The sequence below is a fragment of the Streptomyces sp. NPDC094143 genome (genome assembly GCF_040303825.1).
Classification (GTDB): Bacteria; Actinomycetota; Actinomycetes; order Streptomycetales; family Streptomycetaceae; genus Streptomyces.
On the sequence record NZ_JBEOTZ010000013.1, the window covers coordinates 89,194 to 112,681 of the forward strand.

General features: G+C 70.5%; 23 protein-coding genes. 9 read left to right on the plus strand and 14 right to left on the minus strand.

Annotated features, from left to right (window positions below):
- Positions 1-169 precede the first annotated feature (169 nt).
- On the plus strand, positions 170-787 hold the full coding sequence (locus tag ABTZ58_RS18770) for an AraC family transcriptional regulator (RefSeq protein WP_351357469.1): 618 nt from the start codon (positions 170-172) through the stop codon (positions 785-787).
- Here ABTZ58_RS18770 and ABTZ58_RS18775 read toward each other — a convergent pair.
- Together ABTZ58_RS18775 and ABTZ58_RS18780 are read right to left on the minus strand one after the other, a co-directional pair.
- Entirely contained in the window at positions 777-1,352 is a 576-nt protein-coding gene (locus ABTZ58_RS18775) for a dihydrofolate reductase family protein (RefSeq protein ID WP_351357472.1), read from the minus strand. The genes ABTZ58_RS18770 and ABTZ58_RS18775 overlap by 11 nt on opposite strands.
- 188 nt (positions 1,353-1,540) lie before the next feature.
- Positions 1,541-1,957, minus strand: coding sequence for a CBS domain-containing protein (locus tag ABTZ58_RS18780; RefSeq protein WP_351357475.1), 417 nt, complete (start codon positions 1,955-1,957; stop codon positions 1,541-1,543).
- A 694-nt stretch (positions 1,958-2,651) separates the two neighbouring features.
- Here ABTZ58_RS18780 and ABTZ58_RS18785 point away from each other — a divergent pair.
- Positions 2,652-3,878 (plus strand): cytochrome P450, encoded by a 1,227-nt coding sequence (locus ABTZ58_RS18785; protein ID WP_351357478.1) that lies wholly within the window; start codon positions 2,652-2,654, stop codon positions 3,876-3,878.
- A gap of 125 nt (positions 3,879-4,003) precedes the next feature.
- On the opposite strand, the gene ABTZ58_RS18790 is transcribed toward ABTZ58_RS18785, so the two are convergent.
- The 11 genes from ABTZ58_RS18790 to uppS all read right to left on the minus strand — a co-directional run bounded on the left by ABTZ58_RS18790 (position 4,004) and on the right by uppS (position 15,339).
- Complete coding sequence (locus ABTZ58_RS18790) at positions 4,004-5,236, minus strand: cytochrome P450 (RefSeq protein WP_502996096.1); 1,233 nt, start codon at positions 5,234-5,236, stop codon at positions 4,004-4,006.
- Between the two features lie 23 nt (positions 5,237-5,259).
- The gene (locus ABTZ58_RS18795) at positions 5,260-5,877 is read right to left on the minus strand and encodes a GTP-binding protein (RefSeq protein WP_351357484.1); all 618 of its coding nucleotides are present in this window, start codon (positions 5,875-5,877) and stop codon (positions 5,260-5,262) included.
- Positions 5,858-6,214 carry a DUF742 domain-containing protein gene (locus ABTZ58_RS18800; RefSeq protein ID WP_351357487.1) on the minus strand — a complete coding sequence of 119 codons (357 nt, stop codon included), beginning with the start codon at positions 6,212-6,214 and terminating at the stop codon, positions 5,858-5,860. The genes ABTZ58_RS18795 and ABTZ58_RS18800 overlap by 20 nt, the downstream gene beginning before the upstream one ends.
- Positions 6,211-6,630: a roadblock/LC7 domain-containing protein gene (locus ABTZ58_RS18805; RefSeq protein ID WP_351357490.1), complete on the minus strand. Its 420-nt coding sequence runs from the start codon at positions 6,628-6,630 to the stop codon at positions 6,211-6,213. The genes ABTZ58_RS18800 and ABTZ58_RS18805 overlap by 4 nt, the downstream gene beginning before the upstream one ends.
- Positions 6,631-6,750: 120 nt before the next feature.
- On the minus strand, positions 6,751-8,565 hold the full coding sequence (locus tag ABTZ58_RS18810) for a sensor histidine kinase (RefSeq protein WP_351357493.1): 1,815 nt from the start codon (positions 8,563-8,565) through the stop codon (positions 6,751-6,753).
- A 422-nt stretch (positions 8,566-8,987) separates the two neighbouring features.
- Positions 8,988-9,146 carry a hypothetical protein gene (locus ABTZ58_RS18815; RefSeq protein ID WP_351357496.1) on the minus strand — a complete coding sequence of 53 codons (159 nt, stop codon included), beginning with the start codon at positions 9,144-9,146 and terminating at the stop codon, positions 8,988-8,990.
- A gap of 239 nt (positions 9,147-9,385) precedes the next feature.
- Positions 9,386-9,865 (minus strand): MarR family winged helix-turn-helix transcriptional regulator, encoded by a 480-nt coding sequence (locus ABTZ58_RS18820; protein WP_351357499.1) that lies wholly within the window; start codon positions 9,863-9,865, stop codon positions 9,386-9,388.
- 8 nt (positions 9,866-9,873) lie between these two features.
- Positions 9,874-10,935 carry an alkene reductase gene (locus ABTZ58_RS18825; RefSeq protein ID WP_351357502.1) on the minus strand — a complete coding sequence of 354 codons (1,062 nt, stop codon included), beginning with the start codon at positions 10,933-10,935 and terminating at the stop codon, positions 9,874-9,876.
- 73 nt (positions 10,936-11,008) lie between these two features.
- Positions 11,009-11,914, minus strand: a complete 906-nt coding sequence (locus ABTZ58_RS18830) for an NADP-dependent oxidoreductase (protein ID WP_351357505.1) — start codon at positions 11,912-11,914, stop codon at positions 11,009-11,011.
- Positions 11,915-13,066: 1,152 nt separating this feature from the next.
- The gene (locus ABTZ58_RS18835) at positions 13,067-14,476 is read right to left on the minus strand and encodes an oxygenase MpaB family protein (RefSeq protein ID WP_351357675.1); all 1,410 of its coding nucleotides are present in this window, start codon (positions 14,474-14,476) and stop codon (positions 13,067-13,069) included.
- Positions 14,477-14,562: 86 nt separating this feature from the next.
- Positions 14,563-15,339 carry a polyprenyl diphosphate synthase gene (gene uppS / locus ABTZ58_RS18840; protein WP_351357508.1) on the minus strand — a complete coding sequence of 259 codons (777 nt, stop codon included), beginning with the start codon at positions 15,337-15,339 and terminating at the stop codon, positions 14,563-14,565.
- A 354-nt stretch (positions 15,340-15,693) separates the two neighbouring features.
- Here uppS and ABTZ58_RS18845 point away from each other — a divergent pair, with 354 nt between their 5' ends.
- Both ABTZ58_RS18845 and ABTZ58_RS18850 read left to right on the plus strand, forming a co-directional pair.
- Positions 15,694-16,431 carry a VOC family protein gene (locus ABTZ58_RS18845; protein WP_351357511.1) on the plus strand — a complete coding sequence of 246 codons (738 nt, stop codon included), beginning with the start codon at positions 15,694-15,696 and terminating at the stop codon, positions 16,429-16,431.
- 216 nt (positions 16,432-16,647) lie between these two features.
- Positions 16,648-16,977 carry a Scr1 family TA system antitoxin-like transcriptional regulator gene (locus ABTZ58_RS18850; protein WP_351357514.1) on the plus strand — a complete coding sequence of 110 codons (330 nt, stop codon included), beginning with the start codon at positions 16,648-16,650 and terminating at the stop codon, positions 16,975-16,977.
- 139 nt (positions 16,978-17,116) lie between these two features.
- On the opposite strand, the gene ABTZ58_RS18855 is transcribed toward ABTZ58_RS18850, so the two are convergent.
- On the minus strand, positions 17,117-17,575 hold the full coding sequence (locus ABTZ58_RS18855) for a MarR family winged helix-turn-helix transcriptional regulator (protein ID WP_351357517.1): 459 nt from the start codon (positions 17,573-17,575) through the stop codon (positions 17,117-17,119).
- A gap of 253 nt (positions 17,576-17,828) precedes the next feature.
- Here ABTZ58_RS18855 and ABTZ58_RS18860 point away from each other — a divergent pair, with 253 nt between their 5' ends.
- From ABTZ58_RS18860 to ABTZ58_RS18875, 5 genes are all read left to right on the plus strand, one after another.
- Complete coding sequence (locus tag ABTZ58_RS18860) at positions 17,829-18,827, plus strand: YdcF family protein (RefSeq protein ID WP_351357520.1); 999 nt, start codon at positions 17,829-17,831, stop codon at positions 18,825-18,827.
- Between the two features lie 355 nt (positions 18,828-19,182).
- Entirely contained in the window at positions 19,183-20,379 is a 1,197-nt protein-coding gene (locus tag ABTZ58_RS18865) for an alpha/beta hydrolase family protein (protein ID WP_502996094.1), read from the plus strand.
- A gap of 36 nt (positions 20,380-20,415) precedes the next feature.
- The gene (locus tag ABTZ58_RS40220) at positions 20,416-20,619 is read left to right on the plus strand and encodes a hypothetical protein (protein ID WP_502996095.1); all 204 of its coding nucleotides are present in this window, start codon (positions 20,416-20,418) and stop codon (positions 20,617-20,619) included.
- A 151-nt stretch (positions 20,620-20,770) separates the two neighbouring features.
- Entirely contained in the window at positions 20,771-22,456 is a 1,686-nt protein-coding gene (locus ABTZ58_RS18870; RefSeq protein WP_351357523.1) for a ribonuclease J, read from the plus strand.
- Positions 22,457-22,926: 470 nt separating this feature from the next.
- Positions 22,927-23,457 (plus strand): TerD family protein, encoded by a 531-nt coding sequence (locus tag ABTZ58_RS18875; RefSeq protein ID WP_351357526.1) that lies wholly within the window; start codon positions 22,927-22,929, stop codon positions 23,455-23,457.
- Positions 23,458-23,488: the final 31 nt, after the last annotated feature.

A 23,488-nucleotide genomic window follows, 5' to 3' on the forward strand; every position in this document is an offset into this window, starting at 1 on the left:
CCGGCCAGGACGAGGTACCACTCAACGACCCCGTCGGAGGCCTCTCGGCCGGTTCCCGCCGTCTTGCCCGTCGTATCCTGCGGGTGTGGAGCTGCGCTTCGACATACGTCAGTCGGACTCACCGTGGGCCGACAGCGTATGGACCTGTACCAGCGAGCAGGTCACGACGATGACGTCCGTCGCGGGGGTGCGCTGGGGCCTGGTGTTCTATGAGCAGGACGGCCGGTCCCACGCGACCGTCACCGGCCCGGAGACCCGGACGAGCACGGCACCGGTCCCGGAAGGCGCTGCCTTCACCGGCATCGAGTTCGCCGTGGGCACCTCGCTGCGGGTCCTGCCCACCCCGGAGCTGGTCGACGGCGGCGTGGAGCTCCCCGACACCACACGCCGGACGTTCCGACTGGACGGCGCCCGCTGGCAGACCCCGACAGCCGATGACGCCGAGGCCCTGGTGGAGCGGCTGGTCGATGCCGGGATCGTGGTGCGCGACCCGCTCGTCGCCGAGGTGTTGCGCGGTCACGATCCGGCGGTGTCGGGGCGGACCGTGGAGCGCCGCTTCCGGGCCGCCACCGGTCTGACGCGGGGGGCGGTACGGCAGATCGAGCGGGCCCGCACCGCGGCGGAACTGCTGGCGGCCGGTGTCACGGGCGCCGACGTGGTCGCCAAGCTCGACTACTTCGACGAGCCGCACCTCGCCCGGGCGCTGCGCACCTACGTGGGCCGCACCGCCGGGCAACTGCGCGACGGCGCGGGCGGCGCGATCGCACTCGACCTGGTCAGCGTTTGACGTCGTAGATCAGCTTCAGGATTCCGTTGGAGTAGCTCTGCGACTCCCGCAGCGACAGCATCTGCTTGTCACGGTCGGCCCGGTGGAACAGGCTCTTTCCGGCGCCGAGCAGGACGGGGAAGACGAGCAGGTTGTACTGGTCGATCAGGCCGGCCTCCGACAGCCGCCGCGCCAGTTCGGCGCTTCCGTGGATGTAGACGGAGCCGCCCTCGCTCTCCTTGAGCTTGGCGACGTCCTCCGTCGTGCGCAGGATCGTCGACGGACCCCACCCGCCGACGAGGGCGTCGTCCGGCAGCGTGCTCGACACCACGTACTTGGGCAGTTCCTGGTAGGCGGCGTGGTCCTCCGAGGCGGGCCAGACGGATGCGAAGGCCTCGTAACTGCGGCGGCCGAACATCAGCGCCGTCGTGTCGGCGAGTTCCTCGGCCTTCAGTGACCAGGCCTCCGGGACGAACTCCAGGTCCTTCACCACCCAGCCACCGTTGCGGTGCCCCTCCTCGGGCCCGCCGGGCGAGTCCAGGACACCGTCGAGCGACATGAAACCGGTGTAGACCAACTTACGCATCTGCGTCTCCTCCTCAGGGCTGAGCTCCTGGGACGAGCCTAGGTCGCGGCCGGGACAGGCGTCTTGGACGGAAACGACATCGAGGTGGTCACCGCAGGGGAGCGCCATCTCCGCGACGCAGGGGTGGGGCTGAAGCCACCGGCTGTGGCCCCACCTCCTGCTGCGGTCCTGCTGCGGCCCATGCGGGGTCAGTCGCTGGAGATGACTTCCAGCAGGTCGCCGACGGCTCGGTCGGGCAGGGCGCGGGCGATGTCGGCCAGGGCGACGATGCCGACCAGGCGGTGGCCGTCGATGACGGGCAGGCGGCGCACCTTGTGGGAGGCCATGGTGCGCAGGAGTTCCTCGACGTCGTCGTCCGCGCCGATGGTGACGGCTTCTCCCTGGGCGAGGTCTGCGGCCTTGACCTGCGCCGGATCCTTGCCGGCGCCGAGGACCTTGACGACGATGTCCCGGTCGGTGAGCACACCCTTGAGGCGGTCGTCGGTGCCGCAGATGGGCAGTGCGCCGACGCCGAGTTCAGTCATCTTGCGGGCCGCGTCCAGGACGGTGTCCTCGGCGCCCACGCATTCCGCGCCCTCGGTCATGATCTCCCGGGCTGTGGTCATGAATCCTCCTGAAAGGCGGCGATCATCGTTGAAGCTGTTGGTTAACCGTCCGAGGGACGGTGAAACCTGTTGAGTGTTGAACGGACATGCCGCAGCGGGTTGCCCGGTCGGCCGCTTCTCCATCGGCCGTCAGCTGTCAGTTGCGCAAGGTGAGCGTCACGTCGGCCTTGTCGTCGGGCTGCCCCTCGTTCCAGTTCTGGACGTGGATGTTCCTGGAACCACTCGCCAGCGGGAAGAGGATCATATTCGCGAAGGCTGACCGGCCGTCCAAGTCGCCGGTATTCTCACTGGCGCCCTCGAAGACATCGACGAATCCTCCGGTCGCGCGGACGACGCCGTTTCGAATTCCGGCCGCTCACATCCCCCTTTTTCGTCACAAGCTGCTCCATACGCCATACGTGCGCCTTTTCGCTCGAAGCGACCAGTGGCTTTTGCAGACATGGTCAGTGCCGGTGCCTGGAATCGCCGGCAGCGAGGGCGCACCGCGCCCCGGAGTGCGTGACGCCCTCGGTGGCCTCCCCCAGCGTGATGACCGCTCAGGAGCACGACGCGGCCCGGAGAGCAGGCCGCCCGACTCCGGCCTCCCTGGACTGGCCCCCTCACGTACCCAACTTCGGCCAGGAAGGGACTGTTTGAGCCACGGAAAGATCCATAACCTGTGGTCGCTGACACTCTGTCCAACGCAAGGAGTTCCGTGTCCACTGCCCAGCAGGTGCCCGACATTCTCTCGCCCGAGTTCGCCGCGAACCCCTACCCCGCCTACGCGGCGATGCGCGAGAAAGAACCCCTGATCTGGCACGAACCCACCCAGAGTTACATCATTTCCCGCTACACCGACGTCGAGCGCGTCTTCAAGGACAAGGAGTCGGAGTTCACCACCGACAACTACGACTGGCAACTGGAACCGGTCCACGGCAAGACGATCCTCCAGCTCAGCGGGCGTGAGCACGCGGTCCGGCGGGCTCTGGTCGCGCCCGCCTTCCGGGGCAGTGACCTGCGGGAGAAGTTCCTGCCGGTCATCGAGCGCAACTCGCGCGAACTGATCGACGTCTTCCGGCACACCGGCTCCGCCGACATCGTCCAGGACTACGCGACCCGCTTCCCGGTGAACGTCATCGCGGACATGCTCGGCCTGAACAAGGCCGACCACGCCCGCTTCCACGGCTGGTACACGGCCGTCATCGCCTTCCTCGGCAACCTCTCGGGGGATCCCGAGGTGACCGCGGCGGGTGAGCGCACCCGGGTGGAGTTCGCCGAGTACATGATCCCGATCATCCGCGAGCGGCGCGAGAACCCGGGCGACGACCTGTTGTCGACGCTCTGCGCCGCCGAAGTCGACGGCGTGCGGATGAGCGACGAGGACATCAAGGCGTTCTGCAGCCTGCTGCTCGCCGCGGGCGGGGAGACCACGGACAAGGCGATCGCCGGCATCCTGGCCAACCTGCTGCGGCACCCCGACCAACTCGCGGCGGTCCAGGCCGACCGGAGCCTGATCCCGGCCGCGTTCGCCGAGACGCTGCGCTACACCCCACCGGTCCACATGATCATGCGGCAGTCAGCCACCGAAGTGCAGGTCAGCGGCGGCACCATCCCGGCGGGAGCGACGGTCACCTGTCTCATCGGCGCCGCCAACCGGGACGAACGCCGATTCCGCGACCCCGACACGTTCGACATCTTCCGCGACGACCTGAACACGACGTCGGCGTTCTCGGCCGCCGCCGACCACCTCGCCTTCGCCCTCGGGCGGCACTTCTGCGTCGGCGCGCTGCTGGCCAAGGCGGAGGTCGAGATCGGCGTGAACCAACTGCTCGACGCCATGCCCGACCTCCGGCTGGCCGACGGCTTCGACCCGGTCGAGCAGGGTGTGTTCACCCGTGGTCCGCAGTCGTTGCCGGTGCGCTTCACGCCGGTCACCGGCTGAGCACCCTCCCCACGCCGCCCCGGGTCCGGCCGTCGCCCGGGGTGGCGTACCGGCGCCGCGCCCGCGCAGGACCCGGCGGTGCGGGGTCGCCGGACCCGGAACGCGGGCGCCCCGGGCCGAGCGCGCTAGCGAACCGAGGGCGTGAACCGCACCGGAAGAGAGGTCAGACCACGCATCCAGATGGACGGTCGCCAGGTCAGCTCGTCGGTCTCCACGCCCAACACGAGGTCGGGGAGGTGCTCCAGCAGCGTCTCCACGGCCGTACGCGCCATGACGTCCGCCAGGAGCGGCGCGGGATACGGGCAGCGGTGCTCGCCGTTGCTGAAGGACAGGTGCGCGGAGTTCTCGGCGCCGACATGCGACTCGGGCCAGATCTGCGGGTCGGTGTTGGCCGCGGCCAGACCCAGGATCAGGCAGTCGCCCTCCCGGATGAGCCGCCCGCCGAGCTGGGTGTCACGCACCGCCCAGCGGCCGATGAAGTTCTGGGTCGGCGTGTCCAGCCACAGCACCTCGTTCAGAGCTTCCCCGACACTGACCCGGCCGCCGGAGACGTTGACCGCGAAGCGCTCGTCGGTCAGCAACAGCCGCAGGGTGTTCCCGATCCAGTTGCCGGTGGGCTGCTGTGCGGCGGCGATCACCGAGATCAGGTCCTGCACGATCTCGTCGTCGCTGAGCCCGGCCGGATCGAGCAGCATCCGCGAGGTGACGTCGGGGCCGGGGCGATCCCGCTTCTCCTTCACGAGCCGCATGATGCGCTCCCCGACGCGCGCGTACGCCGCCACCGGGTCGTCGCCCTCGCCGGCGTCCAGGGAGATGCGCAGGTCGTCGACGAGCCGCTCGGTGTCCGCGCTGCCCTGCGGCATACCGCACATCCACAGCACGGCCCGGGCCGGCAGGGCGTGCGCGTACATGCTCATCAGTTCGGCCTCGCCACTGCCGGAGAACGAGGCGATCAGCTGTTCGGCGATGAGCTGGCACTCACGGGTGAGCTCGAACTGGTCGACGCCCTCCAGCGCCTGCGTGATCACGCCCGCGCGACGCTGGTGCTCCTGCCCCTCGGTGAAGAGCACCGACGGCTGGTAACCGACGAACGGCAGCAGCGGCCAGTCCGGCGGAATGTTCGGCCACTGGTTCCACCGCCGGGAGTCCCGCGCGAACAGCTCGTCGTGGCCGGTCACGTAGGAGACCTCGGGATAGCCGAGCACGAGCCAGGCGGGGATGTCGCCGTCGAGCAGCACCGGCGCGACGGACCCTTGCTCCCGGCGGATCGTGCGGTACAGCTGCGAGGGTGTCCGTTGGTACTCGAGTCCGCCCAGACGTACGGCACCGGGGTGCGCGGGACAGCCGGACGGAGGCATCCCGACGGACGAGGTGGTGTCGCTCACGGTGTCCTCTCCTGGATCAGTGCCAACGCGTAGAGGTGCTCCACCAGAGCGATGAGGACCTCCTTGCCGGACGACCTGAGCCGGGCGTCGCAGTCGATCATGGGTATGTGCTCACCCAGGGCCAGCGCCTGGCGGATCTCCTCCAGGGAGAACCGGTTCTCGTCGTCGTCGAAACGGTTGACGGCGACCACGAACGGGGTCTTGTGATGCTCGAGCCGGTCGATCGCATACCAGGAGTCCTCCATCCGGCGGGTGTCCACGAGGACGACCGCACCGAGCGTGCCGGAGAACAACCGGTCCCACAGGAACCAGAAGCGCTCCTGGCCCGGGGCGCCGAACAGATACAGCACCATCTGCTCGTTGAGGCTGATGCGTCCGAAGTCGAACGCGACGGTGGTGGTGGTCTTGCGTTCCACACCGGCCGTCTCGTCGACGCCCTGCCCGGCCTGCGTCATCACCTCTTCGGTGTTCAGCGGCCGGATCTCGCTCACCGCGCGCACCAGTGTGGTCTTGCCGACACCGAAACCGCCCACCACGACGATCTTCAGGCCGGTCTCGGCGGCATCGGCCAGCGGCGTGCGCTGGTAGGGCAGCTCAGAGGTTGCGGAGCCCATGGAGCACCTCCTGGAGCAGGGCGGTTTCGGGGAGGTCCGCGACGGATGCGGCCGCGCGGGGGTGACGGGCGCTCACCTTGCCCATGGCATGGAGGTCACCGAGGAGGATCCGGACGACGGTGATGGGCAGCTTCAGCTCGGCGGCGATCTCGACCAGGGCCGTGGGGTGGCGGCACATCTCGAGGATCCGTACGTGCTCCGACTGCATGCCGGTGGCGGGCTCGCACTCACTGACGATCAGCGTCACCAGGTCGAACGAGTCGTCCGCTTCGCTGCGCCCGCCCGTGACGGTGTAGAGCCGGTCGGGATCACCGACGTCCACGGGTTTGTGGATCACGCGGTGGCACCCCGGGTGGCGGTTGTGCGCGGTTCGGCCCGCAGGTGTTCGCCGATCTGCTCGACCATCTCCGTCATCTGGTGGCCCACGACGCCCGGGTCGGCGCTCTCCTCGGCGACGACCGCGAGGTGGGCGCCCTGACCGGCCTCGACTATGAACAGAAGACCGCCGTGGAACTCGGTCATGGAGTGCCGGACACCGCCCGACCCGTCGCCGAACTCCACGGACGCGCCTTGTGCGAGTGCCTGGATGCCCGAGCAGATCGCCGCGAGCTGGTCGGCCTGGTCGAGGGTCATGTGCTCGGTCCAGCACAGTTTCAGGCCGTCCCTGGACAGGACGAGGGCGTGCCGCGTACCCGGCGTGCGCTCCAAGAGGTTCGTCAAGAGCCAGGTGAGGCTGTTGTCAGTGGTCTCCATGGTGGGTGGGCCGGTGCTGACCTCGGAGGTCGTCCGGCCCGTTCCTCCAATCCAACGAGGTGCGGGGGTGGTGCGGGAGTGGTGCGGCCGGTGCGGCCGCGAGGGGTGAGGGCGCGGGGCCTAGCTCTCGGTGTCGGGCCCGGTCTCGCCACCGGATCCGGTGCCTGTTCCGGTTGCGCTTCCGGTGCCGGATCCGGTGGCGGTTCCCATACCCGTTTCGGTGCCAGCGCCGGGACCTGTTCCGGTTTCGGCGTCGGTGGAGCCACCGGCCTGCCGGCCGCGGTGGAAGGCGCCGAACCGGCTTCCGGCGTCACGTGCCGGACCCGACTCGTGCCGAGCCGCGCGGGACGGCTCGGCCGCCTGCTTCGGCCGGCTCCGCTCCGCTTCGGCCATCGTGCGGCCGGGGGCGCGGACGGGCAGCCCGTTGGGAGTGGCCGGGGTGCGCCTGCGGGGCATCCGGTCGGCGGGCGCCACGTCGTCGGCCGGAGCTGCCTGAGGCCGCACGGGAGAGGGGTACTCCTCGACCGCGGCGGTGTGGGTGGCCGGCACCTCCGCCGCGGCGCGGGGCTTCTCGGCGGGCGCCGTCTCGCGCTGCTGTGCGATGAGCTCGGGCGGGAGGAGCACCACGACGCCGGTGCCGCCCCGGGAGGAGGGACGGTAGTTGACGCTGATGCCGTACTTGACGGCGAGGCGCCCCACCACACCCAGGCCGAGACGGGTGCCCTGCAACGAGGCGAGGTCGGTGACCTTGCCCGACACGGACTCCTTCGCCCGGCGCAGCGCGGCGTCGGACATCTTCAGACCGCTGTCCTCGATGGTGACGACGAGCCCGGCGCTGCCCTCCTCGACGTACACGTGGACCTCGTCGATCGGCGGGGAGAAGTTGGCAGCGTTGTCCATGAGTTCGGCCAGCAGGTGCATCACGCCCTCGGCGGCGAAGCCCGCAATGGCGGCCCGGCTGGCGTTGTGCAGCCGCACCCGCCGGTAGGCGGCGATCCGGCCGACGGCGCCGCGGAGGATGCTCTCCATCACGATCGGCTTGTTCCAGACACGGCTGGAGCGGCCGCCCATCAGCAGCGCCAGCCGGTCGGTCATCAGACCCAGCTGGGAGGTGCTGTGGTCCAGACGCAGCAGATCACCGAAGACCTCCTGGCCGTGCCGTTCCTGCATCTCCCGCAGCTCAGCGAGCATGCTGACCGTCTTGGCCTGGACCCGGCTGAGCGCCTTCGCGGAGGCGGCCTGAGCCGCTGAGGAGCGGCGTTCGCTGTAGGCGAGGTCGCGGACGAACGATTCAGCCGTGGCGCGCAGCAACGGGCCGCGCGGCCAGTCGAACGCGGCGAGGACCGTGTCGGCGGAACTGCCCTCCCGCAGCATGGCCACCGCCGCGGGCAGCGTGTGCTGGGTCAGCCGTTCCAGTTCCTCGCCCGCTGCGGTCAGTTCGCTCCTGGTCGCGTCGAGTTCGCGCCGCACCTCGCCCGCGCGCCGTACCGCTCCGCTCACCTCGGTGGCGAAGACGTGCAACACCCTGCGCAGGTGCGGGTCGGCGGGGGAGCGGACGCCGGCCAGGGCGTCGTCCGCGTCGGCGCCGTTCTTCAACTGCGACACCAGGGCGGGCAGGACCGTGTTGACCAACTGCGCCGCCTCGGCTCCCTGCTGCGCCCAGTTGTTCTTGGTCATCTCCAGTTCCTCGCCCCGTGCCGCCGCCTGCTGACGCGCCCGGCGCAGCAGGACCGAGGAGCCGACGGTGACGGCGGTGAGGAAGATCCAGGCGACGGCCGCGGTGCCGAGAACCCACGGACGGGCGCTCGCGGGAGCGAGGACGCTCGCCGCACCGGCGCCGAGCGCCGCGCCGACCGGCAACACGGGAAACAGGACCGGGGAGGAGCGTGCCGCTTTGGAGGATCGACGCTGACGGGTTGGGGCAGGCACTGGCATTCCGCGGTCCCTCGGTCCGTGAGAGCAGGAGGTGCGTGGACGACTGAAGCATCGCCGGACCCGGAAGATGATGACCGGCCTCCGGATCGAACACGTGGCTCATGCTAGCCATCAGGCCGCCCTGGAATATGCCTGGGGGCAGGGGAGTTGCGGCGGAAAGCTCATTTCGTCGAGAAAAGGCGGCGGCAGACACGCCGTGTGCTAAGCGCACCGTGCTTTGCCGTCTGGTTCAGGCGTGTGGCGCACGGCGGTTCTCGGTATCGCGTAATGGTGCACGGCGGTTCTCGGCGTCGCGTAACGGCCGCGTCGCGTTCGACGGGTGCGGGCAGCCGCATCAAGGGGTGTACTTTCGGCCAAAGTTCGACGGGCTGTCCTCTCAGTCGTGCTCCTGCCGACGCCCGCGAGCACGGCGGGCGGACCGGTCACCGTTGCTGCGCCGTCCCCGGCCCGCCGGTGTACCGGGCGAGGACGTCCTCGGCTGCAGGGACGGTGCCGAAGAGCTGCCGCCGGCGGGTGTCGGCGGAAGGGACGGCCCGCACCTTGATCTTCCTCCCGGCCCGGTGGCCCATGAGGTCGGCCATCTCGCGCATGCTGACCGGACGGTCCCAGCCGATGTCGACGCGCTCACCGTTGCCGGCCCCGGCGTCGACGGCGGCCGCCAGTTATGCCGCGAGATCGGAGGGGTGGACGAAGGCCTGCGGGACAGTGGTCTTGCCGATCCACAACAGGCGGCCCTCGTCGAGCGGGTTACCCGCCATGGTCGCGATCTGGTCGAGGAACGCCCCCTGGTTCCGTTCGGCACGGCCTGTGGTGCCGAGTGTTACCCGGACTCTTCCGGCGGCACGGCGCGGCTGTTGATCGCGTCGGTGATGGTGTAGGCGGTGCGGACGAAGGACTTCGCCTGCTGCGCCGAGAGGTTCTGCGCGGAGATCTCCTCCAGCGCTCGCCACATGGCCGCGAGGGGCTCGCGCAGGGCACGGCCCTTGTCGGTCAGGTGGACGACCATGACGCGCCGGTCGTGCTCGGCCGGCTCGCGGACGAGCAGGCCGGCGTCCTGCATACGGCGCAGGGACTTGGAGACCGTGGAGTGGTCCAGGCCGACGCTTTCGAGCAGCTCGGACTGGGTCTGACCGTCCCGGTCCAGCAGTTGCATCAGCAGCAGTTCCTGTCCGGGATGCAGGTCCATCTCGCGGAGCATGACGGCGGCGCGGGCACGATGGGCACGAGCGAGCTGGAAGATCGCGTAGCTCATCGGCCCCTCGTCGGCCGTGCTGGGGATGCGGGGTGTGGGGACGGACATGCGGTTCCTCAGACGGTGTAGGTGGGGTAGTCGGTGTAGCCGGCCGCTCCGCCGCCGTAGAAGGTGGCCGGGTCGGGGGTGTTCAGCGGCGCGTCAGAGCGTAGCCGTTCGACGAGGTCCGGGTTGGCGAGCGCGAGGGCGCCGACGGAGACGAGGTCGGCCGTGCCGTTCTCGATGTCCTTGGCGCGGGTGGGCAGGTCGGTGCCGGCCCGGTTGAGGATCAGCGTGGTCGGCCAGAGCCGGCGCAGGATGCCCAGCAGTTCCTCGTCGCCCGAGTGGAGGACGTGGAGGTAGGCGAGGCCGAGCGGGCTGAGGGCGCGCACGAGCGCCGGGTACAGCTCGGCGGTGTCGGACTCGGCCATGTCGTTGTAGGAGTTGCCTGGGGAGATGCGCAGGCCGGTGCGCTCGGCGCCGATCTCGTCGGCCACGGCGGCGGCCACCTCGACGGCGAAGCGGATACGGCCCTCGAGGGAACCGCCGTAGCGGTCGGTGCGCTGGTTGGTGTTGCCGGACAGGAACTGGTGCACGAGGTAGCCGTTGGCGCCGTGGATCTCCACGCCGTCGGCGCCCGCCGCGACGGCAGCCGCAGCGGCGCGGCGGAAGTCGTCGACGGTCGCCGCGACCTCCTGCGTCGACAACGCACGGGGTGTTGGCATTTCCTGCGGCCCGGACGCGGTGAACATCGTTCCCCGGGGCTTGATCGCGGAGGGGGCGACCGGCCGGCGCCCGTGAGGGGTGTTGTCGGGGTGGGCGATGCGTCCGGTGTGCATCAGCTGGATGACGATCCGGCCGTCGGCCGTGTGCACGGCGTCGGTGACCTTGCGCCAGCCCGCGATCTGGTCGTCGTTGTGGATGCCGGGGGTGAGGAGATAGCCCTGGCCGTCGGCGTTCGGCTGGGTTCCCTCGGTGATGATCAGCGCGTGCGACGCCCGCTGGGCGTAGTACTCGGCGTTCAGCTCGGTCGGCACCCCTTCGGGGGTGGAGCGGTCACGGGTCATGGGGGCCATGACCAGGCGGTGCGGGAGGGACAGGGCACCGACGGTGGTCGGTGTCCACAGCGAATTCAGCATGGAGGGTCCTTCGGTTCCGTGATCAACAGGGTGGCGTCGGCAAAGGGGGGAGTGAGGAAGGAGGCGAGTCCGGTCAGTCGACGGTGAGGACGAGCTTGCCCCGGACGTGTCCGGCATCGCTGACCTGCTGGGCCGTGGCGGCCCGCGCGAGCGGGTAGGCGGTGACGGTCGTGACGACCTTGCCGGTCGCGGCGTCCTGCGCCAGAGCGGCCAGGCGGGCGCTCGAGCGCCGCTGGGGGCCGTTGGCGAAGGTGATGCCGAGCTGGTGGGCGCGGAAGTCGGCGATGGTGACGATGCGTTCGGTACCGCCGCGCAGGGTGATGGAGTCCTCCAGGGCTCCCTTCCCGGCCAGGTCGAACACCGCGTCCACGCCCTCGGGGGCCAGTGCCCTCACTCGCTCGACCAGGCCCTCGCCGTAGCGGGTCGCCGTGGCGCCGAGCGAGGCGAGGTAGTCCTGGTTCGTGGGGCCGGCAGTGCCGATGACCCGCGCTCCGCGGGCCGTGGCGAGCTGGACCGCCAGGGTTCCGACCGCGCCGGCCGCGCCGTGCATCAGCACGGTCTCCCCGGCGCTGACACCGAGCAGGTTCAGGACCCGCTCGGCGGTCTCGCCGGCCACCGGCAGGGCGGCCGCGTGCTGCCAGTCGAGGCCCGGGGGCTTGGGGGCAACCGTGGTGGCCAGCGCGTACTCGGCGTACGAGCCGGTGTCCGACCAGCCCAGCACCTCGTCACCCACGTGCACGTCCTGCACGCCTTCACCGAGGGCGTCCACCACGCCGGCGAGCTCGCCGCCGGGGACGGCCGGCAGCGGCGTGGGGAACACCGTCTCCAGCGCCCCGGAACGGATCTTGCCGTCCAGGGCGTTCAGTCCGGCGGCCTCGACGCGGACGCGGAGCTGCCCGGGCCCGGGCTTCGGGACCTCGATGTCCGCCTCACGTAGTACTTCTGGGCCGCCGAAGCGGTCGAACAGCATGGCTCTCATGACGACTCCTCTCGCGTCACCACCCATTTAGGTGGCTGGACACATAATCAACGTAGCAGGGATAATGTGGCTAGCCAAGTATTTGTTTCCGTCCTGGCTCCGCGAGATCCGCCGCGGTCTGGAGGTCCGGTCGCCCCGCTTCCGGCCGAGGTGTTCCTTGACCGCGCGAGACGCGGCGGGTGGTCACCGGCCGTCGTCCGCGCCGGCGCCTGTTCGGGACAGGCGATCCTCCGCTCGCGCGTACGGATCACCCGATTCTGCGATCCGAACAACGCCCGCAGCGCTCTGCTCTCCATGGCCGTCGCCGCCAGGTGCGGCATGACGGTCTCAGTCGGCCGGGCCGCCGGACCCTGCGCGAGGGGCCATAGCAGGACGGCCGACAGTACGGCGTCCTCACCACCTCGGGGTGGCGTTCGGCGAAGTCGCCGGTCACGAAGAACGTGGCGGGCGCGCTGCGACGGGCGAGTTCACCGGCCGCGTTGAACATCCAGGCTCGCGGCGGCCGGCCACGGACCGGGCAACCACTCCTTCAGCCACCCCACTTCAGGGACGTGGGCGAGGCCGGACGACGGCACGAAGTGACGGCGGCAGACAGGGCTCTACACGCGGCCGGGGCTGGCCACGCGCTGACGCCGTTCTTCCGGTTCCCGTACGGCGAGACCAGTCCCGCTCACATCAGGGAGGTCAACGCCCTCGGCTTCGCGGACATCGAGTACACCACCGACACCAACGGCTGGAAGGGGACCGAAGGCGGGATGACGGTGAACCGCGCAATGGAGCGGGCCGTGGACGCCCTGCGCCCGGGCGCGATCCTGCGGATGCATGCCGGGGCGTCACGGGGACGCACGGAGGTGATCGACGCCCAGGCCCTGCCCCGCATCCTCGACGCGTTCGCAGCCGGCGGCTATCGAGTCATCGACCCGCGCACACTGCTCACCCCTGACACCGCGCGACACCGCGTGAGTGTCGTATCGCGCCCTACGGCAAGAGCCGGCCCCGCGACACCAGTGGACGCGACGAGACGAGGGGGACCGGCTCCGCCGGGCCGGCGTGGCCGCCTGCGTGTTGCCCGTCGACTGCCGCGTGGACGCCACGATCGTCCTTTCGGCCGTCCTTTCGGTGATGGTCGCCGTCCGTCGCCCTGCCCGGCGGTCAGGCCTCGGCGAGCAGGGGGTCGTAGGGGGTGGTGCGGCGACGTGCCGACATGAAGGACAGGAAGTCGTTGATGAACGCGCTGCGACTGTAGGTTCCGTCGGCGTCCGGGGTGTCCCGGCGGAACCCGGTCCGGAACAGCGCACGGTACTCATCGGCGTCGATGTGCTGGTTGCCGTCCTCGTCGGTCACGTCGAAGAGGACCTCGGCGACCCTGATCAGCGCGGGACCGGCGAGCGAGGGAACGGCCGCGGCGTACTCGTGCGCGCTGACGCGGCCGTCTCCGTCGGTGTCCAGGGCTGCCTGCAGTTCGCGCCACCAGTCGGCGTAGGCGTTGTAGAGCCGGGTCTCCTCGGGTTCGTCCAGATCGAGGCGGCTGGACATCTCACGGGCCATGGCGGCGAGGTCCGGCCAGTCCAGGTAACCGTCCCCGGTCTGGTCGAGGACGTCCGTGAAGAACTCCTCCGCGCTGCGCTGTGCCGTGGTGGCCGCGGCGGGTTCGGGTTCCGGGGGGAGGGGAGTGATGAGACGGATGAGGGCGCCGGCCCGTTTCATCTGCTCACGCAGGGCGGCGACCGTCCTCGCGCGGGGATCGTCGCTGTCGGGGGACAGCATCACCGTCTCGGCGATCCTGTCGGCCTGGATCCACCCCTCGGGCAGGAACCGGGCCAGACCGGCCACCAGGTAGGCACCCTGCATCACGGTCTGGACTCCCGCGATCTCGGGCAGACCGGCTCGCCGCCGGAAGGGCTCGGGAAGGGACGCCACGGTGATCGCTCCGATGACGGGGCCGGCGACGGCCCGGCCGGTCGCCCACAGGGCCGGAAAGCCGTTCAGCAGCGGCGGAGCGGGGAGGTGGTCGAAGAGCCTGTAGAGGATGATCCGCATCGCCTCGGTGTTCTCCAGCTCCTCAGCGACCACCCGGTCGAAGTAGGGCCAGAACTCGTCCAGGGTGGGCGGCAGATGGTCGGCATCGTCTCCCATCGCGGCGAGATACGCCTGGAATTCGGCGTACAGCTGCTCCATGCTCTGCTGCTCCAGGGGCTGTCCGCCGAGCCGGCACATCGTGACGGTGCTTTCGAACAAGGTGGCCACGACCCAGGCACGCACCCGCGGATCCATCGCGTCGTACGGACGATCGCGGGCATCGGTGCCGTGCAGGCGCGCGTGCATGCGGTTGAGCCGTGTCGCCTCCCGCTGCCGCACCTGGTCGTCGGGGCCGAACATGCGCCGCAGGCTCGTGAAGGTGTTGCCCAGTCGCCGCCAGGGATGCACGACGAAGGTGGAGTTCTCGATCAGGGCGGCGCCGATCTGAGGGTGCGCGGCCTCGAGCACGGTGGCCCGGATCATCGCCAAAGCCCAGCGCGGGTCGTTGAAGAGCGTGTGGAACTGTGATCCGGGGCCGAACAGAGGCTCTCCTGCCGAGTGGGGATCCCCGGTTCGCGGATCCCCCGTGCCGGTGTCGGCGGTGGGGGAGTGAGGGCTGTCCGCTGTGGTCACGATCGTGATTCTCCGTTCTGGTTGGGCAGTACGCCGCCGAAGCGGCGCGAGCGCTGCCGGTAGGCGTCGAGGCACTCGAGGAAGTCCGGTGCGCGGAAGTCGGGCCACAGCTCCGGCGGGAAGATCCACTCGGCGTAGGCGACCTGCCAGAGCATGAAGTTGGAGATGCGCTGTTCACCGGAGGTGCGGATGACCAGGTCCACATCGGGGGTGTCGGGAAAGGGGAGGTGAGCGGCGAAGCCGTCCTCGGTCACGGACTCGGCCGGCACGCCGCTGCGGATCAGCGACCGTGCGGCCTCGACGATGTCCCTGCGCCCGCCGTGGTCGAAGGCGACGGTCAGCGTCATCCGCCGGTTGTCACCGGTCAGTGTCATCAGGTCGGCGATGTCCCGTCCCAGCGCCGGAGGGATGCGGGGGTCGGTCATGCCGAGGAACCGGCAGCGGATGCCCCGCGCGTGCAGCAGCGGGGCATGCTTGCGCACCACCCGGCGCACCAGGTGCATCAGAAAGGCGATCTCGGTGTCCGGGCGACGCCAGTTCTCGGTGGAGAACGCGAACAGGCTCAGCCAGCCCACTCCGGCCGCGCGCGCTGCTTCGATGACGTCGATCACCGTGGTCTCGGCGGCACGGTGCCCCGCTGTGCGCGGGAGGGAGCGCTGCGCCGCCCACCGGCCGTTGCCGTCCATCACGCACGCGACGTGCCGTGGCACCTCGCGCGGACCCGGCCGAGCTGTGCCCTCGGTGGCAAGGGGAGAGGCAGGCCCGTCGTCCATGCACCACTCCGCTGTCATGCCCGCCCCCTCGGCTCCCCCAACGGACGCCGTCCGCAGCGCCGGAGACACCTCCGGCGGCGCCGCCACCGTCTCGCGATCACCCGCAGCCAGCCTGACAGCGCCCACGGCCGCACAGTCCGCACATCCCGCCGATTCACGCTTGGTGCGTGTGTGCGAGCCGGAAGGAGGCAGTGTGAGTCGGCTTCACAAGGCCGACAGCCGTGTGCCGAACCCGCGCTTGTGGTAGGGCGCGATGGGGAGGGGGGCGGCTGCGACGTCGTGAGCGCACCGGCCATGCCAGGATCGCCGAAAATCATGGCCAAAGGTCATGCGGCAGCGCGTAGGGTGCGCAGCATGACGCTGCGACTTGTTCAGGTGAATTTCAAGGCCAGGGACGAAGTGGCGCTCGGCCGGTTCTGGGCGGAGGTGCTCGGCTGGGGTGTCTCCAGTGAAGGCCCCGGGGTGACCAACCTGGAGCCGGTGGGTTTCGACTGGCCGGACCCGTCCGCCGTCTGCGTCGACCTCGTCCGCGTACCGGATCCGGAGACGGTGAGGTACCGCGTGCACCTGGAGCTGTCCACCGCCTCCGCCGCCCACCAGGCGGAGTTGGCCGCCCGTCTGAAAGACCTCGGAGCGACGCCCGTCGACGTGGGCCAGGGCGATGTGCCGTGCACGATGTGGGCCGATCCGGAAGGCAACGTGTTCAGCGTTCTGGAGCCCAGGGAGCTCTACCGGGACACCGGGCCCATCGCCGCCGTGGTCGTCGCCTGCGCCGATCCACGCGCGATGGTGCGGTTCTGGGGCGAGGCGATCGACTGGACCGTGCTTGAGCTGACCGACGACCGTGCCCTGCTGCGCTCGGCCGAGGGCGTCGGCCCGTACCTGGAGTTCCGCCGCACGCCGGAGGACAAGGTCGTGCGGAGCCGCGTCCATCTCGACGTCAGGCCCGACCCGGTCGAGGACCAGGCCAAGGAGGTCGCCCGGCTCGAAGGTCTGGGTGCGCAGCGGGCCGACGTGGGGCAGGGTGACGTCCCCTGGATCGTCCTGACCGACCCGGAGGGCAACGAGTTCTGCGTCCTCGGCCGGGGCTGACGAGCAGCTCCGCCGGCTCCCGCGAGGCGGTGGGCCGTGCGCGCCGCCTCGCCGGCCGCCCGGCCTCCCCACCCCTCAGGCCGGACGACTTGCGGGGGAGGAGCACCTGGCAGACCCGTCCGGCAGGGACGGACACCGGGCCGCAGCGGTGACGCCGGGCCTGGTCGCGCGGGGCCGAGCTGCGTCGGCTGCGCCAGGCCAGCGGGCTGAAGGGTTTTGAGGTGGCGGAGCGGCTCACAGCTGGAGCACCTGAAAGCCCTCGGAGCAGAGCCCCACATCACGGTGCAGCCCCTCCCTTACGCGGTGGGTGCCCATCCGGGCCTGCCGGGGCAGTTCTCCGTCCTGCGGTCCGCCGACGGTCCCGGAGGCGGGGTGGTGTATCTGGAACGGTTCACCGGCGATCTCTTTCTGGAGAAGCCCTCCGATGCGCAGCACTACGGCGTGCTGTACGACCACCTTCAGGCCGAGGCCCTCGACCCCGACAGCAGCCGCGATCTCATCAACGACGTCACCAAGACCTACATCAGCGCGGCGAGTCACCCCTGAAACGCGCGGGCTGGTTCGCGGTGGTGGAGAGCATCGGCACGGGCAGCGTCCGGGACGTGCCCGGATGCTGCCCGCGGCCCGTGCGTCACGCGGGTCGGGCGCCGGGGGAGGGGAGCGGGGAGGTGTGGCCCCGTCGGTCTCAGTGGTGCCAGGCTCGCCCGCCGGTGTTGTGGATGAACCGCTGGAGCACCTTGAGGGTGGTCAGGTACTCCGCGTCGGAGATGCCCGCGTGCCGTTCCGCCCACAGCTCGTCCTGGAGGGCCGCGGCCTCGTCGTAGAACGCCCTGCCTTCCGGCGTGATACCGAGACGTCCCTCGGCGTCCTCGGTGATCCAGCCTCGTTCGATGGTCGTGTCGATCTCCGACTCCATGGCTTGCGGACCCGTGTCGAGGTAGTCGCGCAGGAGGCGGGACACCTCGTCGCGGGTCTTGACGGTCCCGGCGCGTGCGACCTGCGCCAGAACCCACCACTGCGGCTGGGTGGTGCCGATCCGGGCGAGCGCTTCCCGGGTGCGGCTGACGACGGCCTTGTAGGCCGCCCAACTCCAGTAGCCGATGGGCTGCTTGATCAGTTCGGCATCGCTGTGTGAGTACTCCATTGCCTGCCTCTCCGCCTTCGCGTGAGCTGGTTTCAGCGGAGCGACCGTAGAAAGTCAACCTGACTTGAGGTCAAGGCGCCACGACATGCCGGTCCCGTCGAACGCACCACGACCCGCCCGCGTTCGGTGCACCACACCAGGTCTGGGAGTATGGCCGCAGGCGTGCGTGCCGGGTTCGGGGACCCGCGGGCGGCGCGAGACGGGCGGGTACGGGCGGCGGCCCGGCGGGCGGGAGAGCGGAGCGGTGCGGCACATGCCTCAGTACCCGGAGTACCTCGCGGCGGTCGTGTTCGCCGCGGGTGGCGTCGTCAACGCCTGGCTGGCACCGCACCGGTTCTCCGCCGCCGTCCTGTTCTGCCTCGCGGTGACCTCTGCCGGAGTCGGTGTGGCCGCGCGCAGTGCGGCGGCCCACCCGGGCATCGCCACTGTCCTCGCAGTTGCCGCCCTGCTCCTGGGGCTCGCGGTGGGCTTGCTGCTGCTGGCCGACGGCGTCCTGCTGATTCGGCGCTACGGGCCGCAGGCAGCACTGCTGGCGACGGGAGCCGCCGGCTGCGCGGTGCTGGCGGTGCTCGGTCTCAACGCGGTCTTCCTGGCGGTCGGCGGCGGCGCCCTCGGTGCCCCCCTGGTCGCGGTGAACGCGGCCGCGGGATACCTCACGCTGCTCTTCCTGGTCTTCGCCGGCTATGTGTTCGTCCGGGGCCGTAGCACCCCTCTGCCGGAGACCACCCATGTCGTCGTCCTGGGCGCCGGGCTCGACGGCGACCGGCCCGGCCCGCTGCTGAGCCGCAGGCTGGAGCGCGCCCTCGCGATCGACGCCGCCCGCGCACCGGACGCGCCTGGGGTGGTGTTCGTCGTCTCCGGCGGCCAGGGCGACGACGAGGTCCGCTCCGAGGCGGAGGCGATGGCCGACTATCTGCGCGGACGCGGAGTGCCCGCCGACCGGATCGTGCGGGAGGACCGCTCCGTCAACACCGGGCAGAACCTCCGCTTCAGCGCGGCCCTCGTGGACGGCACCGCTGCCGGTCACCGCGCCACGGTGGTCACCAGCGGCTTCCACGTCTACCGCACGACTTTGCTGGCCCGCCGCGTGGGCGTGCCCGTGCACGTCGTGGGCGCGCCGACCTCCCCCGCCTACTGGCTGGCCGCGACGCTGCGCGAGTTCGCCGCGATCCTGTGGCTGGAGCGCTTCCTCCTGATCGGACTCAGCCTGCTGCTGGCGGTGCCGGTGGCGACGGCGCTCTTCGAGGGCTGAAGCGCCTGGCCGGGGACCTCGCAAGAGGGACGGGCAGGCCGTGCGTCGGGCAGGATCGCCCGGGCCAGGGCGCCACGCCGGCGCTGACCCACGGACAGACTCCGGCCGCTCCCGCGCGTGTTGCCGTCGCGGTAGCCGCGGGCCTGCGTAGAACATGAGTCCACCGTCTGACGGCACCGCGCCGAGATACGACCGCAGGAGGAGCCCGCCACCTCCTGCGGTCGCACAGCGGCCGTTCGCCTGGGGTACTCGATTGCGACCCTGGTCGCATGCGATCGCGACCCGGGGCCGATGTGGCAGCGTGTGCCCCGCCCTGAGGATGGCCGGGTGACCGAGATCATCGGGGGGGCTGTACATGTCCCCACTGGAATTCCTCGCCTTGCTCAGTGCCGTGACGCTGGTGGCGGCGCGCTGGCTTCCCCCCGCGGCCCGCCCAGGCGTCACGATCGCGGCGGTGGCGGTTCTCGCACTGTCCGCGATCGTGCTGAGCGCGGTGGGGATCCGCTGGCAGATGCTGCCGGTACTGGCAGGCGCTGGCGTCACGCTGCCGTTCGCTGTCTCCCCCCTGTTGCGACGCCGTACCGGCCGGCCGGCGCGGCGGGCCCGGTGGTGGCTGGCGTTGCCGGGCTCGGTGGCCTGCCTCGGCTTGACGGCCACGGGTCCGGTCGCCGCCTGGGCCTTTCCCGTACCCGCGTTCCCCGAGCCGTCGGGCCGTTTCGCGGTCGGCACCCGGGTGACGCAGTGGACCGACCCACACCGCCCCGAGACGTTCACCGCCGATCCGCACGACCGGCGCACGGTCGTGGTCCAGCTCTGGTATCCCGCACAGAGGACTCCCGCAGGCGCGCGGCGGGCCCAGTACCTCGGACGCACGGAGCACGAGGCACGTACCGTCTCCGACGCCCTCGCCCGCCAGGTCGGCCTGCCCGGCTTCCTGGTGGACGGCGTCCCGCGTGCCCACACCCATGCGGTCTTCGACGCCCCGCCGGCCGATGGGGGCGAAGGGTTCCCGGTCGTGCTGTTCTCTCCCGGGTCGGGCGGAGTGCGCACTCAGAACACCGCCTGGGCGGAGGAGCTGGCCAGCCACGGCTATGTGGTCGCCGGCCTCGACCACCCGTACGACTCCGCCGCCGTCGTCCTCGCCGACGGCCGGACGGTTCACACCAGGACCGACTCCACCGGAGACCGGGCCAAGGACGACGAACTGGCGGTCGACTGGACGGCCGTTCGGGCCGCCGACCTCAGCTTCGTCCTCACCCGGCTGGATCATCTGGACCGAGGTGAGATGGCCGGATCGCTGACCGGACGCCTGGACACCAGCCGGGCCGCGGTCACCGGCCACTCCATGGGCGGTGCCGCCGCTCTCCAGGCAGCCCGGCGGGACCGCCGTTTCGACGCCGTCATCGATCTGGACGGCTACCCCCACGGCCCCACCTCCCCCTCACTCCGCCAGCCGACACTCGCGCTCACCCAGGCCGTCACCCCGGGAACCGACCCGCACTACATCCCCCGCCTCACCAACGCCCTCAAGCGCAACACCGCGACCAGCTAACGGCTCACCATCCCCGGCGCCGCACACCTCACCTTCATGGACGGCCCCCTGTACCTGCCGCCTGTGCCCTCGATCGTCGGCTCCCTGGGCCGCACCGACAGCCCGCACGTCGTCGCCGCGACCACGCTCGCCTTCCTGGACACCACCCTCCGGCGCGGACCCGGTGACGTGGCAGGCGTGCTGTCGGCCTACGGCAGCCTCAGCGTCCACCGCCCGGACCTTCCGGACGACAACCGCTGATCAGCCGCGTCACGGCAGCCGACGGCAGGGCAAGCCGCCCTGGGCTCGTCCCGGGCCGACCCGACCGGACTTCTGCGTTTTTCGCCCCCCGGCACCCGCCCGGCAGGCAGGCAGTGGATCACCCCATCCCCGTCTCGGGTAGCGTCAGGGTATGAGTCATCCGCACCCCGAGCTGAAAACCGCCCCGCCCCTGCCAAAAGGAGGGCTGCGGGTCATCGCCCTGGGCGGCCTGGGGGAGATCGGCCGCAACATGACCGTCTTCGAGCACGCCGGCAAGCTGCTCATCGTCGACTGCGGCGTGCTCTTCCCCGAAGAGACCCAGCCCGGCGTGGACGTGATCCTGCCGGACTTCACCTCGATCCGGGACCGCCTGGACGACATCGTGGCCGTGGTGCTGACCCACGGCCACGAGGACCACATCGGCGGTGTGCCGTACCTGCTGCGCGAGCGGTCCGACATCCCCCTCGTCGGTTCCAAGCTGACGCTGGCGTTCCTGGAGGCCAAGCTCAAGGAACACGGCATCCGGCCGCGCACCGTGCGGGTGCGCGAAGGTGACCGGCGCGGCTTCGGCCCCTTCGACTGCGAGTTCGTGGCGGTCAACCACTCCATCCCGGACAGCCTCGCGGTCGCGATCCGCACCGGCGCGGGGATGGTGCTGCACACCGGTGACTTCAAGATGGACCAGTTCCCTCTCGACGATCGCATCACCGATCTGCGCGCCTTCGCCCGTCTCGGTGAGGAGGGCGTGGACCTGTTCCTCACCGACTCCACCAACGCCGAGGTACCCGGTTTCACCACCTCCGAGCGTGAGCTGAACCCGGCGATCGAGCAGGTGATGCGGACCGCGCCGCGGCGGGTCATCGTCTCCAGCTTCGCCAGCCATGTGCACCGCATCCAGCAGGTGCTGGACGCCGCCCACGAGCACGGCCGCAAGGTCGCCTTCGTGGGCCGGTCCATGGTCCGCAACATGGGCATCGCCCGTGACCTGGGCTATCTGAAGGTCCCGTCCGGTCTGGTCGTGAGCACGAAGGAGCTGGAGAAGCTCCCGGATCACAAGATCACCCTGGTGTGCACCGGTTCCCAGGGCGAACCGATGGCCGCACTGTCACGCATGGCCAACCGCGACCACATGATCCGCATCGGCAAAGGCGACACCGTCCTGCTCGCCAGCTCCCTCATCCCCGGCAACGAGAACGCCATCTACCGGGTGATCAACGGACTCACCAGGTGGGGCGCCCACGTGGTCCACAAGGGCAATGCCAAGGTGCACGTCTCCGGGCACGCGAGCGCCGGCGAACTCGTCTACTGCTACAACATCGTCAAACCGCGCAACGTCATGCCGGTGCACGGCGAGTTCCGCCACCTGCGCGCCAACGCCGACCTCGCCATCCGTACCGGGGTCGACCCCGAGCGAGTCGTCATCGCCGAGGACGGTGTCGTCGTCGACCTCGTCGACGGACGCGCCTCCATCACCGGCAAGGTCCCCGCCGGCAACGTCTACGTGGACGGCATGGAAGTCGGCGGTGCCACCGAAGCGTCCCTCAAGGACCGACTCACCCTCGCAGAGGAAGGTGTCGTCACCGTGGTGGCCATCGTGGACGCGGACACCGGAGCCCTTGCCGAGGCGCCCGACTTCCTGGCCCGCGGCTTCGTCCATGACGACACCACCTTCGAGCCGGTCATCCCGGTGATCGAGAAAACGCTGGCCACCGCGGCCGAGGAAGGCGTCGGGGACGCACGCCAACTCGAACAGCTCATCGCTCGCGCCGTCGCCAACTGGGCCTTCCGCACCCACCGCCGCAAGCCCCTCATCATCCCCGTCATCATCGACGCCTGAGCAGGCCGCGCCCCGGGCGACGTCTGCGGCCCGGGAAGGACGGTGGGCGCGAAGGTCTGATGCCGACCGTCTTCTTCCTGGTCGCAGGCAGAGCAGCGGGCGTCCACGACGACCGGCACCGCCGTGACCGAGGGCGGTGTCGGCCGGGACCGTGAAGGTGAGGGGCCGGCCGGCGGCCGGCAGAGCCGGCTTGGCGTGACAGTGCCGGTCGGCGCCCTCAGCGCCTTCCTCGTGGGTCGGCGTGGGTCGGCGTGGGTCGGCCCCTGAACCGTGCAGCCGGACGCCGAAGCGGATGGTGCGGTCCGTCGGCCGCGCCTCTTCCCTCCCGCCGCCTGGTGCGCCGGCATCGGGTCGATGGCCGGGGACGCCGGCCCAAGGGGTGGCACCTGCCCGTGACGAGGCATCAAAGGGCCATCGGCACGCCATACTTCATCGAGCGGGAGAGTCGGGCAGCAGCCGGGGAGGCACGGGTGAGCATCGTGAGCAGGGGACTGACGAAGGTCGAGGTGAGGCTTCGGTGGAATCCGAGTCCGCTGGGCCAGGTGCCTCGTCACCTCGACATCATTGCCGGGACCTATGCCGAGGCTGATTCCTGGGGGCAGCCCGTGTACGTCACCCATTCCGACAGCCGGTCGCCGGACGGCACCATCACGATGACCCGCCACAGCCAGACCGGCCAGGGCTTCGGCTTCGTCGAGGCGATGGTCCTGGAACTCGATCGGTTGGCGACGGATTACAGTCGCGTCGTCGTCGGGGTGGCGATCCACCAGAAGGGCGTCTCGCGCACCTTCGCCGACATGTCCAACGTGGGTGTCGTGGTGGTCGAGGGCTATCGGGAGCTGTTCTCGGACGACTTCGGGGCCGTCGCCGGCTCTACCGCGGCAACGGTGGCGGAGTTCGTCCGTGACGAGTCCGGAGCCTGGGAGATGCGTGCCATGATCCGGGGCTTCGACAGTGATCCGGCGGCCTTCGCCACGGAGATGGGCCGTACGCAGCAGTAGGGGTGGTCGAAGGGCCCCACCGAACCGAGCC

What these genes read in the sequence shown, in the direction of transcription:
- ABTZ58_RS18770 (WP_351357469.1), top strand. Translation starts at nt 170, where the DNA reads ATGACGTCCGTCGCGGGGGTGCGCTGGGGCCTGGTGTTCTATGAGCAG.
- ABTZ58_RS18855 (WP_351357517.1), bottom strand. Translation starts at nt 17,575, where the DNA reads ATGGAGTACTCACACAGCGATGCCGAACTGATCAAGCAGCCCATCGGC.
- ABTZ58_RS18825 (WP_351357502.1), bottom strand. Translation starts at nt 10,935, where the DNA reads ATGCTGAATTCGCTGTGGACACCGACCACCGTCGGTGCCCTGTCCCTC.
- ABTZ58_RS18805 (WP_351357490.1), bottom strand. Translation starts at nt 6,630, where the DNA reads ATGGAGACCACTGACAACAGCCTCACCTGGCTCTTGACGAACCTCTTG.
- ABTZ58_RS18780 (WP_351357475.1), bottom strand. Translation starts at nt 1,957, where the DNA reads ATGACCACAGCCCGGGAGATCATGACCGAGGGCGCGGAATGCGTGGGC.
- ABTZ58_RS18860 (WP_351357520.1), top strand. Translation starts at nt 17,829, where the DNA reads ATGCCTCAGTACCCGGAGTACCTCGCGGCGGTCGTGTTCGCCGCGGGT.
- ABTZ58_RS18775 (WP_351357472.1), bottom strand. Translation starts at nt 1,352, where the DNA reads ATGCGTAAGTTGGTCTACACCGGTTTCATGTCGCTCGACGGTGTCCTG.
- ABTZ58_RS18870 (WP_351357523.1), top strand. Translation starts at nt 20,771, where the DNA reads ATGAGTCATCCGCACCCCGAGCTGAAAACCGCCCCGCCCCTGCCAAAA.
- uppS (WP_351357508.1), bottom strand. Translation starts at nt 15,339, where the DNA reads ATGGACGACGGGCCTGCCTCTCCCCTTGCCACCGAGGGCACAGCTCGG.
- ABTZ58_RS18795 (WP_351357484.1), bottom strand. Translation starts at nt 5,877, where the DNA reads ATGGGCTCCGCAACCTCTGAGCTGCCCTACCAGCGCACGCCGCTGGCC.
- ABTZ58_RS18790 (WP_502996096.1), bottom strand. Translation starts at nt 5,236, where the DNA reads ATGCCTCCGTCCGGCTGTCCCGCGCACCCCGGTGCCGTACGTCTGGGC.
- ABTZ58_RS18865 (WP_502996094.1), top strand. Translation starts at nt 19,183, where the DNA reads ATGTCCCCACTGGAATTCCTCGCCTTGCTCAGTGCCGTGACGCTGGTG.
- ABTZ58_RS18810 (WP_351357493.1), bottom strand. Translation starts at nt 8,565, where the DNA reads ATGCCAGTGCCTGCCCCAACCCGTCAGCGTCGATCCTCCAAAGCGGCA.
- ABTZ58_RS18830 (WP_351357505.1), bottom strand. Translation starts at nt 11,914, where the DNA reads ATGAGAGCCATGCTGTTCGACCGCTTCGGCGGCCCAGAAGTACTACGT.
- ABTZ58_RS18815 (WP_351357496.1), bottom strand. Translation starts at nt 9,146, where the DNA reads ATGGCCGACCTCATGGGCCACCGGGCCGGGAGGAAGATCAAGGTGCGG.
- ABTZ58_RS18845 (WP_351357511.1), top strand. Translation starts at nt 15,694, where the DNA reads ATGACGCTGCGACTTGTTCAGGTGAATTTCAAGGCCAGGGACGAAGTG.
- ABTZ58_RS40220 (WP_502996095.1), top strand. Translation starts at nt 20,416, where the DNA reads ATGGACGGCCCCCTGTACCTGCCGCCTGTGCCCTCGATCGTCGGCTCC.
- ABTZ58_RS18820 (WP_351357499.1), bottom strand. Translation starts at nt 9,865, where the DNA reads ATGTCCGTCCCCACACCCCGCATCCCCAGCACGGCCGACGAGGGGCCG.